This window comes from Mycolicibacterium sp. P4_G11 (assembly GCF_056555145.1).
This window is the reverse complement of sequence record NZ_JBFUJW010000004.1, coordinates 199,728-216,474: the sequence shown is the minus strand read 5'-3', so window position 1 is coordinate 216,474 and position 16,747 is coordinate 199,728. Positions and strand designations below refer to the sequence as shown.

Sequence of the window (16,747 nt, the reverse complement as noted above, 5' to 3'; positions counted from 1 at the left end):
GTCACTCCGGTATTCCACTTCCATAGGATGGCTTAGTGCACATCGGGGGCGACGCCGCAGACTCCGCGGACAACACTGCGCCTACTACTGACTCCCACGCACTTTTCGGTGACTCTGCGCTGGTTGACGACGAAATTCACGACTACGACGCCGCGGTCGATGACGAGGCTGACCCGGTCGGTGCTGCCGTTCCCGGCCGTCGCCGACAGATCGCCCGGGCGCTGCGCCGTCCCCTGGCCGGCGTCGCGGTCGTCGCGCCGCTGGTTCTGATGCTTGCCGTAGGCGGTTCGGCGCCGACTCGGCAAACGACGGTGCATAACAGCGCCACCGCGGGCGTCACGCCGATGGCGGCCGTCACGCCCACCACCCCCGGACCACGAAACCGGGCCGGCATGACGGTGGTGGCATCCGATCAGATTCCCCGCGCCCTGCACATGGACCCGACCACTGCCCTGTCGCCGCCGCCGGCGTCGCTGGTGATGGCACCCGGCGGGCTGCGGATCCCGCCGGTCGTCCTGAACGCCTACCGCACCGCCGAGAAGATCATGGCGACCAACGCGCCGGGCTGCGGCATCAGCTGGAACCTGCTGGCGGGCATCGGACGCATCGAGTCCGGGCACGCCAACAGCGGCGCCACCGATGCCCGGGGCACCGCGATCACCCCGATCCTCGGACCCGTCCTGGACGGCACCCTGGCCGGCAACGAGGTCATCGTGCAGAGCATCGCGGCCGGCCGCGTGACCTACGCCCGGGCCCTCGGACCCATGCAGTTCCTGCCCGGTACCTGGGCCCGGTACGCCGCGGACGCCATCGGCGACGGCAAGCCCGACGTGCAGAACGTCTATGACGCGTCCCTGGCCGCGGCCCGGTACCTGTGCAGCGGCGGGCTGAACCTGCGTGATCCGTCCCAGGTGCTGACCGCGATCCTGCGCTACAACAACTCGATGCCCTACGCCCAGAACGTGCTGGGCTGGGCCAAGGCGTACGTCACCGGTATCGCACCGGTCGACCTGCCGCCGATCGTCGGCCCGCCGCCCGCCATCGGCGACCAGCACCTCGACAACCCCGAGGGGCTCGGGCCGGGCCTGCCGATCAACGCGATGGGACTGCCGTCCGACGACCCACTGGCGATGACGCCCGCACTGCAGATGGGGCGGACGGGCCCGCTGCCCGGACCGGCCGAACCGAAACAGAACTGCGCCGTGTTCTGTCTGTCCGGTGGGCCCGCGCCGGCCGCCGTGCCCGCACCGGACGCCCCGGCGCTGGACGCGCCCCCGGCCAACCCGTTCAACGTGCCGCCGTTCCTGCTGCCGCCGGCTCCGATGGCACCGCCGCCGGCGCCCGTCGCGCCCGCTCCCGCTCCCGCGGGTCCGATTCCGGTCACCGCCGTGGGCGTGGGTACCCCGGCCGCCGGCCCGGTCGGCGCCGCCCCGGGCCCTGTCCCCGGACCGGCAGCGGTCCCGGCGCCGCAGGCTCCCGCCGGCCCGCCGCCCGCCGAAGCCATGGGTCCCCCGGCGCCCGCCTTCCCATCCCTGCCGTGACCAGCTGCGGGTCTGCTGACCGGCAGGCATAGACTCGCCGCTGATGTCTGCTGAGCTGAATGCCGCCGTGCGCGCCGCACTGGGCAAAGTTATCGACCCTGAACTGCGCCGTCCGATCACCGAGGTCGGCATGGTCAAGGACGTGACCGTCGAATCCGACGGCGCCGTCCACGTCGAGATCTACCTGACCACGTCGGCCTGCCCCAAGAAGACCGAGATCACCGATCGGGTCACCGCGGCCGTCACCGACGTGCCGGGCACCGGCACCGTCAAGGTGACCCTCGACGTGATGAACGACGAGCAGCGCGCCGAACTGCGCAAGCAGCTGCGCGGCGACGACAAGGAACCCGTCATCCCGTTCGCCCAGCCGGGTTCGTTGACCCGGGTGTACGCGGTGGCGTCCGGCAAGGGCGGCGTCGGCAAGTCCAGCGTGACGGTGAACCTGGCAGCCGCGCTGGCCGCCAAGGGTCTGTCGGTCGGCCTGCTCGACGCCGACATCTACGGCCACTCGGTGCCCCGGATGATGGGTGTGCAGGATCGCCCCACGCAGGTGGATTCGATGATCCTGCCGCCGGTTTCGCACGATGTGAAGGTCATCTCCATCGCGATGTTCACCCAGGGCAACACCCCGGTGGTGTGGCGCGGGCCGATGCTGCACCGGGCGCTGCAGCAGTTCCTGGCCGACGTGTACTGGGGCGACCTCGACGTCCTGCTGCTCGACCTGCCGCCCGGCACCGGCGACATCGCCATCTCGGTGGCGCAATTGATCCCCAGTGCCGAAATCCTCGTCGTCACCACGCCGCAGATGGCCGCCGCCGAGGTCGCCGAGCGCGCCGGCGCCATTGCGGTGCAGACCCGTCAGCGCATCGTCGGCGTGGTCGAGAACATGTCCGGACTGACCCTGCCCGACGGCACCACCATGCAGCTGTTCGGCGAGGGCGGCGGCGCCCAGGTCGCCGAAAGCCTCACGCGCACAGTCGGTGCCGAGGTTCCGCTGTTGGGCCAGGTCCCACTGGACCCGCGGCTGGTCTCGGCCGGCGACACGGGGGTGCCGCTGGTGCTGTCCGACCCTGACACCGCCGCAGGCGCCGCGCTGCGCGGTATCGCCGACAAACTGTCCAGCCGCAAGCGCGGCCTGGCCGGCATGTCACTCGGGCTCGACCCGGCTGGGCGCTGACCTCCCTCTGTCCGACAGGAATCATCAAGTGACACATATCCATACGCGCAGCGGCGCACAGAACGTCGGCCTGCTGAGCGTGGCGGCCTATCGCCCCGGCCGCGTCGTCACCAACGACGAAATCTGTGAAACCATCGATTCCTCGGACGAATGGATCTACTCCAGGACCGGCATCAAGAACCGTAGGTTCGCCGGGCCCGACGAGTCCGCGGTCAGCATGGCGTGCGAGGCCGGCCGCCGGGCCTGCGCGGCGGCGGGACTGTCCGGCGCCGACATCGACGCGGTGATCGTCGCCACCAGCACCAACTTCCGCAACACCCCGCCGTGCGGGCCGCAGGTCGCGACCGAGATTGGCGCACAGGGTATTCCGGCTTTCGACATCGCCGCGGGCTGCGCCGGGTTCGGGTACTCGCTGGGCGTGGCCGCCGACATGATCCGATCGGGCAGCGCGGGCCGCATCCTCGTGGTGGGCTCGGAGAAACTGTCCGACGCCATCGACATGACCGACCGCGGCAATGCCTTCATCTTCGCCGACGGCGCCGCCGCGGTGGTGGTGGGACCGACCGACGAGCAAGGCATCGGGCCCACTGTCGCCGGTAGCGACGGTGAGCAGTCCGGCGCCATCGTGCAGGACCTCAGCTGGATCGACTACGCCGAGAACCCTTCCGGGCCAAGGCCTTTCCTGCGCATGGAGGGCCAGACCGTCTTCCGCTGGGCGGCCTTCCAGATGGTCGACGTCGGCAAGCGCGCCATCGCGGCGGCGGGCCTGACGGTGGACGACATCGACGTGTTCATCCCCCATCAGGCCAACGGCCGGATCAACGAGCTGCTCGCCAAGGGGCTGGAGCTGGGGCCCGAAACCGTTATCGCCCAAGACATTCAGGACGCCGGTAACACCTCGGCCGCCTCGATTCCGCTGGCGATGTTCACCCTGCTGGACACCGGCGAGGCCAAGCCCGGCAGCGTGGCACTGCTGCTCGGCTACGGCGCGGGTCTGGCCTACGCCGCCCAGGTCATCCGGCTGCCGGGATAACTCCCGCGGCTCACCCGGAGACGGTGGCCAGTTTGCGCTTCTCCTCGTAGAACCGCGCGCGCTCGTCGAGCAGCCCGAGGAACCCGATCAGTTCCTCCCGGGCCTGTTCGCCAACCGGGCCAAAGTCGTTGCGGTCGAAGATGTTCCAGAACCGCAGCACCGGGACCAGCACGTCGTCGTGGTGGATGCGCAGGTCATAGATGCCGGCCTTGGCGATGGTGAGTGCGTTCTTGGTGAAGTCGGTCATTCCCTGGCCGGGCATCGCGAAATTGATGACTTCATCGCGGATGGCGACCATCGCGTCGTCCGGGGCGATGTCCAGCGCCGCGGCCATCAGGTTGCGGTAGAAGACCATGTGCAGGTTTTCGTCGGCCGCGATACGGGCCAAGAGCTGGTCGGCCAGCGGGCAACCCGACGCCCGGCCGGTGTTGCGGTGCGAGACGCGGGTGGCCAGTTCCTGGAACGACACATAGGCCAGCACCGACAGCGCGCTCCTCTCTCCCGCGTCATACCCGGCGACGGTGTGCTCCATGCGAAGCCGTTCCAGAGCGACGGGATCGACGCCGCGGGTGACGACCAGATAGTCCCGCAGGGCGATGCTGTGGCGCCCCTCCTCGGCCGTCCACTGCCCGACCCAGGTGCCCCAGGCACCGTCGCGGGAGAACCGGGTGGCGATCTCGCGGTGATACGACGGCAGGTTGTCCTCGGTCAGCAGATTGACCGTCAGCGCCGTTTTGGCGACCGGGTCCAGCGGTGAGTCCTCCGGCTGCCAGTCCTCGCCGCCGAGGAATGCGAAATCACGCCCGCGACTCCACGGGACATAGTCGTGCGGGAACCACTCCCGCGCCGTCTTCAGGTGCCGGTCGAGGTTCTGCGCGACGACGGGCTCCAGTTCATAAAGCACAGCTGTCTGGGTATCCATGGGTCAATCCCTCCATCGTTGGTCAGCGTCAGGTCCACATTTCACAAACCTACGGTACCGTAACCTACGGTACCGTAGGTTAGCGTTCGATGACCAGATGGTGACGAACCCTCACCGCCACAACAGCGCCGACGGACTACCCGCGGAAGGCCTCGTTGAAGATCGCCGGCAGCTTGGCCCAGCTGGGCTGCGCACTGAACTTGGTCAGCAGCTCGGACACCCGCGCCGCGGTCTTGTTGGTGACGAACCAGCTGGGCTTGGGTGAGAGCGCCAGCTCTCCGCCGAGCACGGAGCGGGGGAACGGACGGAATGGCCCGTAGATGACGCTGCGTTCGACGTTGTCCAGCAGATGAGCGTTGTGGACGATGCCGATGCCGGAGCCGACGTTGTCCAGGGTGTTGCCGGGATACGCACCCCAACTCAGCCCGGGCACGAGGAATCCGATCGCACTCCAGACGTTGACCCCGATGGTGCCGTAGTGCAGTTGCGCCAGCGCGTCATCGAACGCGGCGCCCATCGCACGGCGATCACCGGGCGCGACGATGACGCTGGCGCCGAGGGTGCCGTAGAGCGAGTTGTTGGCGAATTCCACTGCATTGCCGAAGAATTCGGCGCCCGTGCCGGGCAGGCTGGTGTAACCCAGGACCGGGGCGAAGTACTCGGTGGTGAAGAGGTCCTGCGCCGTGTCGGGCGTGACCTCGATGAGGACCCGATCGCCGATGCGCTCGGCCGCCGGGTAGCGGTCGGTGGCGGCGTCGAGCTTTGCGCCGGAGCCCGGATACCAGGCCGGGCGCGCCGGCAGCGACGTGAGGACGTCACGAAGCGCGGCGAGGAATTCATCCTTCTGATCCCAGTCGGCCGACAGGATCAACGCCTGGCCGGCGATGCAGTTGTGGCCGGCGTTGTGCAACCGCTGGGTGGCGACGTGCTCGGCCTGGAACTTGAGATCGGCTGCGCTCCACCGCCCGGGGACGACGATGATCGGCGAGACGCCGCCCAGCTCACTGGTGATGGGCTTGTCCAGCTTGGGGGTGCTCGGCTTGTCGTTCTCGGTCCCCCACACGATCAGGTCGTGGGTCCGCTGAGCACCGGTGATGTGCACATGCCCGATCCCGGGATGGCCCGTCAGATAGGCCCCAATTTCCGGTCCCCCGTTGATGATTCGCAACAGGCCCGCGTCGATCAGCGGGCCGAACGCGGCGGCGTACACGTCGGACAGGGTGCTGAAGGTCGGGTTGAGTTTGAGCACGCTGGCCCGGTTGTGGGCGATCAATTCGTAGAGCACGTCCAGCGGCCCGATGGAGCTGATGTTGCCGGCGCCCAGCACCAGGCCCACCCCGCCGTTTTCGCCGGACCGGCGTGCCCCCAATCCCGCTGCGGCGACGGCGCGCCGCGCCGACACCCCCGGGAACAGCCACAGCTCGCCGCGAAAGCCGTTGAACAGGTTGAATTCATACAGATTGCTCGGCAGCACCGTGAAGGTCGTCCGCCCACCCGGTGCGGTGCCCACCTTGAGGCCGTGCGCCGGGGACCGGCCCTGGCTCAGTTTCTCCAGACTGTCGATCACCGCGGCGAACCCCGATAGCGCGGCATAAGGCCCGGACATCCATTCCTCGCCCTCCCACGGTCCGGCGGGCGTGCTCTTGGCGGCCACCGCGGCCCGCGTCCAGGCGTCGGCGGCGCCCGCGATGGCCACACGGGTCCGCGTGAGCAACGCAATCCGTCCCGGCAGATCGAGCGCGGCCCAGCCGGCCGCACCGGCCGTCAGGTCAGCGATGTCGCGGTCGACCTGAGCCTGGTCGATGGACGCGGTAGGTGTCGCGTAGTCAGATGCCATGCGGCACTTCTCCTTTGAATGAAGGGGTCACGCCACAGCCAATTGGTCGGCGGGGGCAGGAGTCCGCCTGCGAACTCGCGCCTGCCACACCACGAGCGCGAAGGACGCGGTGATCGGCAGCGACGCACCGACCATCCCGCCGGCGAGCACCGCGTCGGTGGCGGTGTAGACCGGCGCCGCGAGCAAGGCGGTCACGCTAGCGGCGACCGGCGCCAGGGCCACCCCGGCAAGCAACCAGCGCCAGCGCTGTTCGCGAACGCCGTCGCCGGCCACGCGGGCGTTGCGGATACCGGCGACGGCGACCGCCGCGGCCAGCCACACCGGTACGAGGTGGTACGCCAGCACCGCATCCGGCACGGACTCGGGCAGTCGCGAGAACAGCACGGTGTAGATCACCGATCCAAAAATGGCCACTGCCAACCACATTCGGTAACCAGGTGCCGTGGTGGCGGCGCCCGCACCACCACCGCGACCACGATTGGTCAGCATGAACGCAACCGCGGCACCGAACGGCGCGAGCACACCCCCCAGAATCGAGGCGGCCCCCAGATTGGTGAGCAGGTCATGCTGAGGGATGACGGGCTGCACGCCGATCCACAGCACCCGCAGCAGCGGAGCCGTCATCATCAAGGCAATGCTGTAGCCCATCCAAGCGCGGTGACTGACGACGTCCCGCCGCAGGATTGCCACGAAACCGAGCCAGCCGCTGCCCAGCGTGCCGATTGCCAGTCCCCACAGCTGCAGATCGAAGGCGCGGCCGATGAAGTGATGGACCGGCATGGTCATGGCCAGGAAGGCGATCGCGTACAACATGCTGACGGTCATCAGCGCCAGGTAGGCGCGTCCGGTCCAGCGGTGGATCGCCGGGCGGCGGGCGCGCAGCCGGGTCGAGAACTGGAACATCGCCGCACCCAATGCGAGCGCGCCGAGCGTCGTGTGGATACCCATCACCACGCGATGGCGGGCGTAGTCGGCATGCCGTACGTCTTCCACCGAGCCCGCGCCGACGGCGTAGGCGTGGCCGTTGAGCAGCTCATTGATGCCGTCCTGCAGCCGGGGCGTCCCGGGTGAGAACACCGGCCACATGTAGTTGATCGCCAGCGGCAGGTACAGGAACGCCACTGCCGCGATCACATAGAACAGCACCCGGGACATCGGCAGGTGCGCCCGGGATGAAGTTTGCGGGGACATCGTCGACCACCATTTCTCGACGGCCATGCGGGACCGTCATTTGGAGTTGACCTCTAATTTAGAGTTCGACTCCAAATTGCGCAATAGGCGCGAGCCCGCGACTGCCGGGCCACCGGCGTGACTACCCCTGGAGGGCCTCCGGCTGCACCACGACTCCCCGCCGGAAAATGCTCATCGCCTGCAGTAGCGCCTGCTCGACCTCGTCGGCGGTGAGCTGCGCCTGATCTTGACGCAACGCGAGGGCAGCGACCCCGTTCCAGGCGCCGAACAGGAAGAACGACATCAGCCGACTGTCTATCGGCTGCAGCTCGCCCGCGTCGATCGCGGCCTGGATTCGCTCCTCGAACATGGACCGCAGCAGGTGCATCCGCTCGGCCACCAGGCCGTCGGTCGGCAGTCCCGGCCCGGCGAGCGCGTTCACCGACAGGTAGCGAGTCAAGGCCGGGTGCTCGACGAGCAGCCGCATGTACGCGCGCCCGGCCTCCACGACTTGCTCGAACGGCGAGCCGTCGCGCGCGTACGCCGCGGTCAGCGTCGTCATCGACATATCCAGGAGCCGTTCCACCGCGGCGGTGACCAGCGCATCTTTGGTGCCGAAGTGGCCATACACCGATGCGGGAGAAATGCCGGCGACCTCGGCCACGTCGTCGACCTTGATCGCGTCGGCCGAATGCTGCGACAGCAACACCTCGGCCGCGTCCAGGATCGCCGCCCGGGTACGCATCCGGCGGCGCTCCCCCCGCGCCCGGGCCGCCGCCTCTGCGTCACTGCCGTGGTTGCTTGTCACACCAAAACACTAGCGAGAACAGAAACGCCGGCCCGTGGCTGACCACAGACCGGCCTTTCGGATCAACGACCCCCGGGGAAATCCATCAGCCCCGCAGCGCAGAGACGAAGATCGCGGGCAGTTTGGCCCAGCTGGGCTTGCCGGTAAAGGCGGTGAGGAGCCGGCCCGTGGAGGCGGCCGTGCGGTTGTTGACGAACCACGGCGGCTTGGGCGAGATCGACAGCTCGCCGCCGATCAGCGAGCGCGGCGACGGGCGGAACGGCCCGCGCACCACCGTGCGCTCGGGCTTCTCGAGCAGGAATCCGTTGTGCACCACACCGATTCCGCTCTGCACGTCACTGAGCGTATGCCCGGGGAACGCGCCCCAGGTGGCGTGCGGGGTCAGGTATCCGACGCCGGTCCAGGCGTTCACCGCCACCGTGCCGTAGTGCAGCGCCTCGATCATGGCGTCGAAGGCCTTGCCCAGCGCCTTGATGGTGGCGGGCGCCGCGACGATGTTGACGCCCAGGGTGCCGACGAAGTCCTCGTTGGCCAGGCGGGTGGCCTCACGGACGAATTCGACGCCGTCGCTGTCCAGGTCGATGACGCCGTACACCGGCGAGAAGTACTCCGTGTTGAGCAGCGCGGTGCGGTCCTCGGGATCCACCACCAGCACGCGATCGCCGATCCGCTGGGCCTTCGGATACGTGGCCTCGGCGCTGGCGACGCGGGCATCGGAACCCGGGTAGTACGCCGCGCGCTTGGGTGCCGCGGCGATGGCCTCGGTCAGCGCCGCCACGAACTCGTCGCGCTGCGCCCACTTCGACGACAGCACCACGACCTGCGACGCCACGCAGTTGTAGCCGTTGTTGTGCAGCCGCTGGGTGGCGATGTGGTTGGCCTGGAATTCGATGTCGGCGCGGCTCCACTTGCCGGGCACCACGATGGTCGGCGACACGCCGCCGAGCTCACTGGTGATGTCCTTGTGCAGGATCGGCTCGCCCGCGGCCTTGCGCCGGGCGCCCTCTTCCCCGACGCCGAAGACGATGGCGTCGTGCGTCAGCGCGCTGCCGGTCATGTGCACGTGGTCCACCGCGTCGTGCTGCACCAGGTAGGTGCCGACGTCCGCGCCACCGGTGAGGATCCGCACCGCACCGAGTGCGATGAACGGCGCCAGCACCTTGGTCAGCACCGGCAGGATCGGATCGGTGACCGGGTTGAGCTTGAGCGCGACGACCCGGTTGTTGGCGATCAGCTCGTAGACGGTGTCCAGGGGGGCGATCGACGTGATGTTGCCGGCGCCGAGGACGACGCCGATCCCGTTGGTTTTGCCCGGATCGCGCTGCGCCAGGCCGGCGGTCCGGAGCGCCTCGTCCCGGCCGACGCCCGGCTGCAGCCACACCTGCGCACTGAACCCGGACAGCAGCAGCTTGTCGAAGACGTTGAGCGGCAATACATCCACGGTGGTGCGGCCCGCGGCGGTGCCGAAGTCCGCGCCGTCCAGGGGGCTCTTGCCGGCTTCCAGCTTGGCCAGACTCGCCGACAGTGCGGCAGCCCCGGCGGCCAGCGGGTAGGGGCCGGAAATCCATTCCTCACCGACCAGCGGCGAGTCCGGATTCAGTTGTTTGATCCGGACCGCGGCCTCGACCCACTCGGCGCCGTGCTGCACCGCCAACTGCTGTACGTCGTCGAGAATCTCCCGCCGGCGCGCCAGAGGGGTTGCCGCCCAAGCCTTCTCGCCCTCGGCGAGGTCATTCAGCGCCTGGTCCACCAGGGCTGTGTACGCAGTGTCCGTCATGTACTGAATTCTCCCGGTGGTGCGGTCGGTATGGGCCGGAATCAGCCGGCGTGTGCTTCGAATTCCAGCAGCGCGTCGCTGTGGTTGTGCTCGTACGGCTTGGGACCCTGCCCGACGGCCCGCTTGGCGACGAGGGCCTGGTACTGCTCGAACGGCGTGGTCCGGCCGAACTTCTCCCGCGCCTCGGCCGGGGTGTAGGTGACGGGGTTCTGCGCCGGAATCTTCATCAGCGTCGGACCGACGATCGGCGTGGTGTGCGGAGTGGTGAAGTCCAGGATCGCCAGTTCCAGGCGCGGGATGCTGGACACCGCCCGCAGGAACGGCCGCGCCACCAACTTGGCGATGACGTCATCGGAGTAGTTCTGCGGGATGCCGCCCAGGGTGCGCATCCACTTCGGCATCGTGGCGATGATCGCGCGGCGCATCGGCCAGTTGAACACGCGGCGCATCCAGCTCGGCACCCGCTCGGGCAGGATGTGATAACCCAGGTCGACCAGGTAGTTCATCATGTTCTGGGCCACCTCGGAGCCGGCCATCTGCGGCCGGTACTGCTCGAAGTACTGCTGGATGCCCTCGCGCGTGCGCGGCACGTCGTCGGGGTTGATGGTCTGGAATTCGGCGGCGCGCGCGCACTCTTCCCAGTACTGCAGTTCTTCGGCCTCGGTCAGCTTGCCCGGTCCGAACATCTCGTAGGTGTAGAGGATCGAGTGCCACGCCGTCAGGTGGATCCACAGCTGCGAGTACGGGTCGTTGGCGTCGAACTGCTTGCCGGTGATCGGCTCGGTGCCGATGGCCTTGCCGTGAATCTTGACCAGAATCTCGGAGGCGTCCAGCACGGCCTCGGCGTCACCGAAGGCGACCAGCGCGAAGTACTGCATGGTGCGGTCGTAGCGCAGCCGGGTCCGGGCGTACACCTGGCCGCTGGCGTCCACCGCGGCCGCGAGGAAGGGGTCGAGGTGCTCGATGGTCACAGCGCGGGCGAAGCCCAGCAGCAATGACGTCGGGTAGCTCCACACCCGCCAGGTCACGGAGTCGGGTCCGAAAAAGCCGTAGTCGACCGCGGGCGTCAGCTTCGTATCGGCGACGGGCAGGCCGGCAACGCGGCGAAATGTGGACACGGCATCCATCGTCGTTCCCCTTTGAACAGGAAGGCGCCAGCCTCTGGCGCGACGCGCTAGATGGTACGCCACGTACCACTAGATAGCTAGACTCCCACTGATTGGATGCATCAGGTAACTCCCGACCAGGTACATGAGGTAAACAAGGAGCCATGGCGAATGCCACCACCGGTCGCTGGGCCGGCCAACGCGAGCGCAGGCGCGCTGAGTTCATCGACGCTGCCCTCGTGGTGATCGAGCAACACGGGCCCCAGACCTCGACCGAACAGATCGCCGCGCACGTCGGCGTCAGCCGCACCAAGCTGTACCGGCACTTCGTCGACGCCGCTGACCTGCAGCGCGAGGTCGCGAATCGCACCAGCCAGATGATCACCGCCGAACTCGCGCCGGTGTGGCGGCCCGAGGGCAGCATGGCGCAGATCGTGCAGGCCGGTGTGGGCGCGCACGTCCACTTCCTGACCCAACACCCGAATCTGTATCGCTACCTGCAGCGATGCTCCATCGATGAGGGCTTCAACGCCTTCGCCGACATCAAGATCACCATCGCCAACCTGCTGACCGCGGTGCTCAAGGTGTACGTGGCGGCATTCGATGTGCAGGCCGACGCCGAGCGGTTGTCCTACAGCATCGTCGGCCTCGTCGAGACCGCCGCGGGGCACTGGCTCGAACAGCCGCTGCGCGACAGCCAGGACGCACTGGTCGCCGACCTGACCCGCTGGATCTGGTTGATGCTCGACGACTCACTGCGCGCCGGCGGCGTCTACGTCGCCGCGGATGAAATCCTGCCACCGGCCGCTGAGATCGCCGAGAATTCGGATCGCTACCGGGATCCGGCGCGCCTACAAGCCCTGAATCTCTAGCTGCGTCAGGTCGCGTCGGGATCGAACGTCGTCTTCCCCGGCTGCGGTGCGGGTTCGGTGGTGCCCGGCGTGGGCGGCACACCATTGACTTCCGGCGTGGTCAGCGGCTTCGTCTGGTCCGGGGTCGCGGTGCCGAAAGCGCCGGTGATGAACGAATCGTCACCGTCCAGCAGATGCTTGGTCAGCGCCGCGCGCGGCGTCATACCGCGCAGTTTCTGCAGTTCACTGAGGGGTTGACGCAGGTCCTCGAACTCCGGGCCGAGGTCCTGGCGCAGCTGACTGGTCGCGCCGCTGAGGTAGTCCCGCACCTGCTTGAGGCTGCCGGCCGTCCACCGGATGGCGCCGGGCAACCGCTCTGGACCCAGGATCACCAGGCCCGCGATGACCAGCACGAGCATCTCGCCCCATCCGATGTTGCCGAACATCAGCTGGCCGGGGTGTCTGCGTTGGGTACGACGGTGAGCGTCACGTGCCGGCCATCGCGAATCACCTCGATGGGCGCCGGCTGACCGATCTGCAGCTGCCGTACGGCAACGACGAACTCGTCGGCGTCGGCGACCTTGCGGGGACCGACCTTGACCACGACGTCGTTCTCGAGGATGCCGCCCTTCTCGGCGGGGCTGCCGGCGACGACGTTCACGACCTGGGCGCCCGAAGCGACCTTGTCACTGGCCGACTTGGCGTTCAGGCCCAGCGTCGGGTGGAAGATCTTGCCGTCCTTGATCAGGACCTCGACGGTGGCCTTGACCTCGTTCACGGGGATGGCGAAGCCCAGACCACTGGCGCTGTCGGACAGCGACTTTCCGGCCGTGTTGATCCCGATGACCTCGGAATTCATGTTGATCAGCGGGCCGCCCGAGTTGCCGTGGTTGATCGACGCATCGGTCTGGATGCCGTCGATGACGGTGTCGGTGTCGGACCCTTCGCCGGACAGCGGCACGGGGCGGTGCAGCGCGCTGATGATGCCGTGGGTGACGGTGCTGCGCAGGCCCAGCGGGGCGCCGGCCGCGATGACCTCGTCACCGACCTTGACCTTCTCGGCATCACCGAACTTCGCGACGGTCAGGTTGTCGACGTTGTCGACCTTGAGCACCGCGAGGTCGGTCTTGGGGTCACGACCGACGAGGTTCGCCGGGACCTGCTTGCCGTCGTTGAACACCACGGAGATGTGGTACTTGCTGGGGTCCTTCGCCGCGTCGGAGATGACGTGGTTGTTGGTCACGACGTAGCCGCGCCCGTCGACCACCACGCCGGAGCCCTGCGACCCGTCGGTGTCCCCCATCGCCTCGATGGTGACCACCGAATCTGCCACGGCGGCAGCGACTTTCGCGAACCGGCCGGCAGGCAGATCGCCGCCGTCACTGGTCTTCAAGGTGACCTTGGAGGTGGTGAAGGCCTCGACCACCTCGGCGGTCTTGCGCCCGACGACGCCGCCGAGTGTGCCGACCACCAACGCCAGCAAGGCCAGCACCGCCAGCGCGGTCATCGAGACCTTGCGCCCGAACAGCACGTCACGCACGCCGAGCTTGCCGACGGGAGCGGTGACCACCACCGGAGGTGGCGGGGGCAGCGCCGGCGTGCCGAGTGACGGCGCGGCCGACGGGTCCCGCCACGGGTCGGCGACCGCCTCGTCGTCGTCCTTACCCTCGGCCGCCAGCGCGCCGGCGTCGGCGGGGTGACGTTGCAGCGAGTCGGTGGCAGCACCCGGGCGCCCGAAGGCTTCGGCCAGCACGGGATCGGGCGCCTGATTGGTCGGGGTGTACTCCCCCTGGTTCCGGAACTGGTCCTCGGCGAGGAACGAGCCGGTGAAGCCGTCGGGCCGGCCGAACGCACGCTGCGACGCCGGGTCCACCGGGGTGCGCGTCACCGGACGCGGAGCCAGACGGGGGCGATCGCCGGACATGTCCTGATTCGTCACCGGTGTTCCACTCCCCATCTGCTGGCTTTGTCCGTACGGCCCGCCTGGGCGGGCGTGACGGCTACTCAAAATTCAGGCTCAACCCTACCGGCGACGACGACGTTCCCGCGGCGGCCGGTCGGCAAAGTCCTGGTCTTCAATTCCTGACGCCTGGATATCCACGAACTGCATCGATGTGTCGTTGGGGATGTTCGCCAAGGCGCCCAGCAAAGAAGTGGGCGCGATGATCGGGCACGAATCGCGTAACGCGCTCCGGGCCTGACCCTGGGCGTCCACCTCGGCGGCGCAATCCGGGCACTGGGACAGGTGATGGGCGGCACGCAGGTGGGCGCCCATCTGCAGTTCACCGTCGACGAATGCGGCGATGGCCTCGATTGCCAGGTGCTCCGTTGACCCGAAGCGCCGCGGGCCGACGGGCCCGTCGCTCTGGGAGGCGAACTGGGCGGGCAGCCAGGAGAACGCACGACGGAACAACTGTCCCCGGTCCACCATCACCGAGCTCCTCTCCGCGCCACGTTCGCGTTGCCGTTACTACTGAATGTAGCGCGACAATCTGGGACGGATGCGTCACAACGCTCAGGCAGACTTGGCGGAGATCGCCGCAGCCGCCTCGGAGTAGTCACCGGGGTGGCTGGCCAGGTACTCCCGCAGCGCTTGCCGGCCGCGGTGGATACGACTGCGCACGGTGCCCAGCTTGACGTCGAGCGTCGCGCCGATCTCCTCGTACGACAGACCTTCGATGTCACAGAGCACCACAGCTGCGCGGAACTCCGGGGGCAGCGAGTCGAGCGCAGCCTGCAGGTCCGGCCCCAGCCGGGAATCGTGGTACAGCTGCTCGGGGTTCGGATCGTCGGCCGGCACCCGGTCGTAGTCCTCGGGCAACGCCTCCATACGGATACGGGCGCGGCGCCGGACCATGTCCAGGAACAAGTTGGTGGTGATGCGGTGCAGCCAGCCTTCGAAGGTGCCCGGCTGGTAGTTCTGCACCGAGCGGAACACCCGGATGAAGGTCTCCTGGGTCAGGTCTTCGGCGTCCTGCGGGTTACCCGACAGCCGGTAGGCCAGCCGGTACACGCGGTCGGCGTGCTGCCGGACCAGCTCATCCCACGACGGCATGGTCGCCACGTCGCCGGTGGCGTCGAAGACGGCGGTGCCGGTCAGCTCGTCGCTGACTTCGGCCCAATCCAACTCAACCTCGGGCGCCGAGACATGGGACATGTGCGTCGGGGCAAGCATCGCGGGGGCCGGCATGGCGGTCGTGGCAATCTCCAGTTCGGTCGGTTCATCGTCGTAGTTACACGACGCATCACCAGCAACCGGTACCTGGAGTCCGATATTCCCGATACCGCGGATATCCGGCGACTGCCGGAGCCCGGAATCGCTTTGCAGATCGTTCACACTTGCGTGCATGGCGATTACGGTTCCCCACCCTGGTGAGGTTGATGTATGAGCAAACTGAACTTTTCCTGAGAAACCGAATTCCAGGGCCATGACCTGCGAATACCCCGAGAATGTTCGCCAAAACTTAACCTTGCGTCCCGGGCGTGGCGCGCTGTCGCTCAGGGTTGCCTCTCAGCCTCCCGATGGGCCGGCCCGCCACCTCATTCTGTTGAGCGTGTGCTGAGCGGCGGCTTGCTGGGTGTTCGTTACGCTGCGGATATGTCCAGCACCGATGACCCGACGGTTTCGGCCGGCCAGCCCGCGCCGGCCCAGCCGGCTCCGGCCGCCCCTGAGCAGGCGACGCCGGCCCAGCCCGTCGCAGCTGCACCCGCCGCCGCTCCCAAGCCCAGCACGGCCGAGGCCATCGTCAAGCACGCCGAGCGGTCCATCACCGAGGAACCGATCACCGCAGCGGCCCGGGAACGGGCCGAGGAGAGCGGGGCCAACCCGATCACCCCGGCCGTGGGCGCGCTGCTGAGCGTGCTGGCGAAGATCGCGTCGGCCAAGGCCGTCGTCGAGGTCGGGACCGGCGCCGGTGTCAGCGGGTTGTGGCTGCTGTCCGGCATGCGCGACGACGGCGTGCTGACCACCATCGACATCGAGCCCGAGCACCAGCGGCTGGCCAAGCAGGCGTTCGTCGGCGCCGGCGTGGGACCGTCCCGGACCCGGCTGATCGTGGGCCGCGCGCAGGAAGTCCTCACCCGGCTGGCCGACGAGTCCTACGACCTGGTGTTCATCGACGGCGAGCCCGTCGACCAGCCGCAGTTCGTCGCCGAGGGCGTTCGCCTGCTGCGGCCGGGCGGCGTGATCGTCGTGCACCGGGCCGCGCTCGGCGGCCGTGCCGGCGACGCCGCGGCCAACGACCGCGACGTGACGGCAGTTCGCGAGGCCACTCGCGCCATCGCCGAGGACGAGCGGCTGACCCCGGTCCTGGTGCCGCTGGGCGACGGGCTGTTGGCGGCCGTCCGCGACTAGTGACTCACGTTCACCCTGAACCCAGGGCGCTGAAAGTCGAGTAGCCGACACCCTCACCGCAGAATCTACGACCGGCCCGGCGAGCGAATCGCCGGGCCGTTGTCGTTGTTGTCGAATTTTTACGGGCTCTTGACGGCCGGATGCTTGACGACCGACTGAACGAATGTTTAG

General features: G+C 68.3%; 15 protein-coding genes. 5 read left to right on the top strand and 10 right to left on the bottom strand.

The annotated features are described in order from the left end of the window. Positions 1-35 precede the first annotated feature (35 nt). Genes AC1U2B_RS10580 through AC1U2B_RS10570 form a run of 3 tightly spaced genes read left to right on the top strand, consistent with a single transcriptional unit; the run spans position 36 to position 3,751 of the window. A complete protein-coding gene (locus tag AC1U2B_RS10580) occupies positions 36-1,541 on the top strand; it encodes a lytic transglycosylase domain-containing protein (RefSeq protein ID WP_480216763.1) in 1,506 nt (501 codons plus the stop codon). A 43-nt stretch (positions 1,542-1,584) separates the two neighbouring features. Continuing rightward, a complete protein-coding gene (locus tag AC1U2B_RS10575) occupies positions 1,585-2,718 on the top strand; it encodes an Mrp/NBP35 family ATP-binding protein (protein WP_043984804.1) in 1,134 nt (377 codons plus the stop codon). A 28-nt stretch (positions 2,719-2,746) separates the two neighbouring features. Continuing rightward, entirely contained in the window at positions 2,747-3,751 is a 1,005-nt protein-coding gene (locus AC1U2B_RS10570; RefSeq protein WP_480216762.1) for a beta-ketoacyl-ACP synthase III, read from the top strand. Between the two features lie 10 nt (positions 3,752-3,761). Here the strand turns inward: AC1U2B_RS10570 and AC1U2B_RS10565 are convergent, their stop codons facing one another. The 6 genes from AC1U2B_RS10565 to AC1U2B_RS10540 all read right to left on the bottom strand — a co-directional run bounded on the left by AC1U2B_RS10565 (position 3,762) and on the right by AC1U2B_RS10540 (position 11,392). After that, positions 3,762-4,673: an acyl-ACP desaturase gene (locus AC1U2B_RS10565; RefSeq protein WP_480216761.1), complete on the bottom strand. Its 912-nt coding sequence runs from the start codon at positions 4,671-4,673 to the stop codon at positions 3,762-3,764. Between the two features lie 136 nt (positions 4,674-4,809). After that, positions 4,810-6,510, bottom strand: a complete 1,701-nt coding sequence (locus tag AC1U2B_RS10560) for an aldehyde dehydrogenase family protein (RefSeq protein ID WP_480216760.1) — start codon at positions 6,508-6,510, stop codon at positions 4,810-4,812. 27 nt (positions 6,511-6,537) lie between these two features. Next, positions 6,538-7,701: a DUF2306 domain-containing protein gene (locus tag AC1U2B_RS10555; RefSeq protein ID WP_480216759.1), complete on the bottom strand. Its 1,164-nt coding sequence runs from the start codon at positions 7,699-7,701 to the stop codon at positions 6,538-6,540. Between the two features lie 121 nt (positions 7,702-7,822). Continuing rightward, positions 7,823-8,488 carry a TetR/AcrR family transcriptional regulator gene (locus tag AC1U2B_RS10550; protein WP_480216758.1) on the bottom strand — a complete coding sequence of 222 codons (666 nt, stop codon included), beginning with the start codon at positions 8,486-8,488 and terminating at the stop codon, positions 7,823-7,825. Between the two features lie 85 nt (positions 8,489-8,573). Further along, positions 8,574-10,265, bottom strand: a complete 1,692-nt coding sequence (locus AC1U2B_RS10545) for an aldehyde dehydrogenase family protein (RefSeq protein ID WP_480216757.1) — start codon at positions 10,263-10,265, stop codon at positions 8,574-8,576. Positions 10,266-10,306: 41 nt separating this feature from the next. Beyond that, a complete protein-coding gene (locus AC1U2B_RS10540; RefSeq protein ID WP_480216756.1) occupies positions 10,307-11,392 on the bottom strand; it encodes an oxygenase MpaB family protein in 1,086 nt (361 codons plus the stop codon). A 143-nt stretch (positions 11,393-11,535) separates the two neighbouring features. On the opposite strand from AC1U2B_RS10540, the gene AC1U2B_RS10535 reads away from it, so the two are divergent. Further along, the gene (locus tag AC1U2B_RS10535) at positions 11,536-12,243 is read left to right on the top strand and encodes a TetR/AcrR family transcriptional regulator (protein ID WP_480216755.1); all 708 of its coding nucleotides are present in this window, start codon (positions 11,536-11,538) and stop codon (positions 12,241-12,243) included. Between the two features lie 5 nt (positions 12,244-12,248). On the opposite strand, the gene tatB is transcribed toward AC1U2B_RS10535, so the two are convergent. The 4 genes from tatB to sigE form a co-directional block, all read right to left on the bottom strand. Then, positions 12,249-12,668, bottom strand: coding sequence for a Sec-independent protein translocase protein TatB (tatB, locus tag AC1U2B_RS10530; RefSeq protein ID WP_043395469.1), 420 nt, complete (start codon positions 12,666-12,668; stop codon positions 12,249-12,251). Beyond that, a complete protein-coding gene (htrA, locus tag AC1U2B_RS10525; protein ID WP_480216754.1) occupies positions 12,668-14,161 on the bottom strand; it encodes a serine protease HtrA in 1,494 nt (497 codons plus the stop codon). Before htrA ends, tatB begins: the two co-directional genes overlap by 1 nt. Before the next feature lie 84 nt (positions 14,162-14,245). Next, positions 14,246-14,653, bottom strand: coding sequence for an anti-sigma E factor RseA (rseA, locus tag AC1U2B_RS10520; RefSeq protein ID WP_043395473.1), 408 nt, complete (start codon positions 14,651-14,653; stop codon positions 14,246-14,248). Between the two features lie 84 nt (positions 14,654-14,737). Then, positions 14,738-15,571: an RNA polymerase sigma factor SigE gene (sigE, locus tag AC1U2B_RS10515; protein WP_480216753.1), complete on the bottom strand. Its 834-nt coding sequence runs from the start codon at positions 15,569-15,571 to the stop codon at positions 14,738-14,740. A 249-nt stretch (positions 15,572-15,820) separates the two neighbouring features. On the opposite strand from sigE, the gene AC1U2B_RS10510 reads away from it, so the two are divergent. After that, entirely contained in the window at positions 15,821-16,576 is a 756-nt protein-coding gene (locus AC1U2B_RS10510; protein ID WP_480216752.1) for an O-methyltransferase, read from the top strand. Positions 16,577-16,747: the final 171 nt, after the last annotated feature.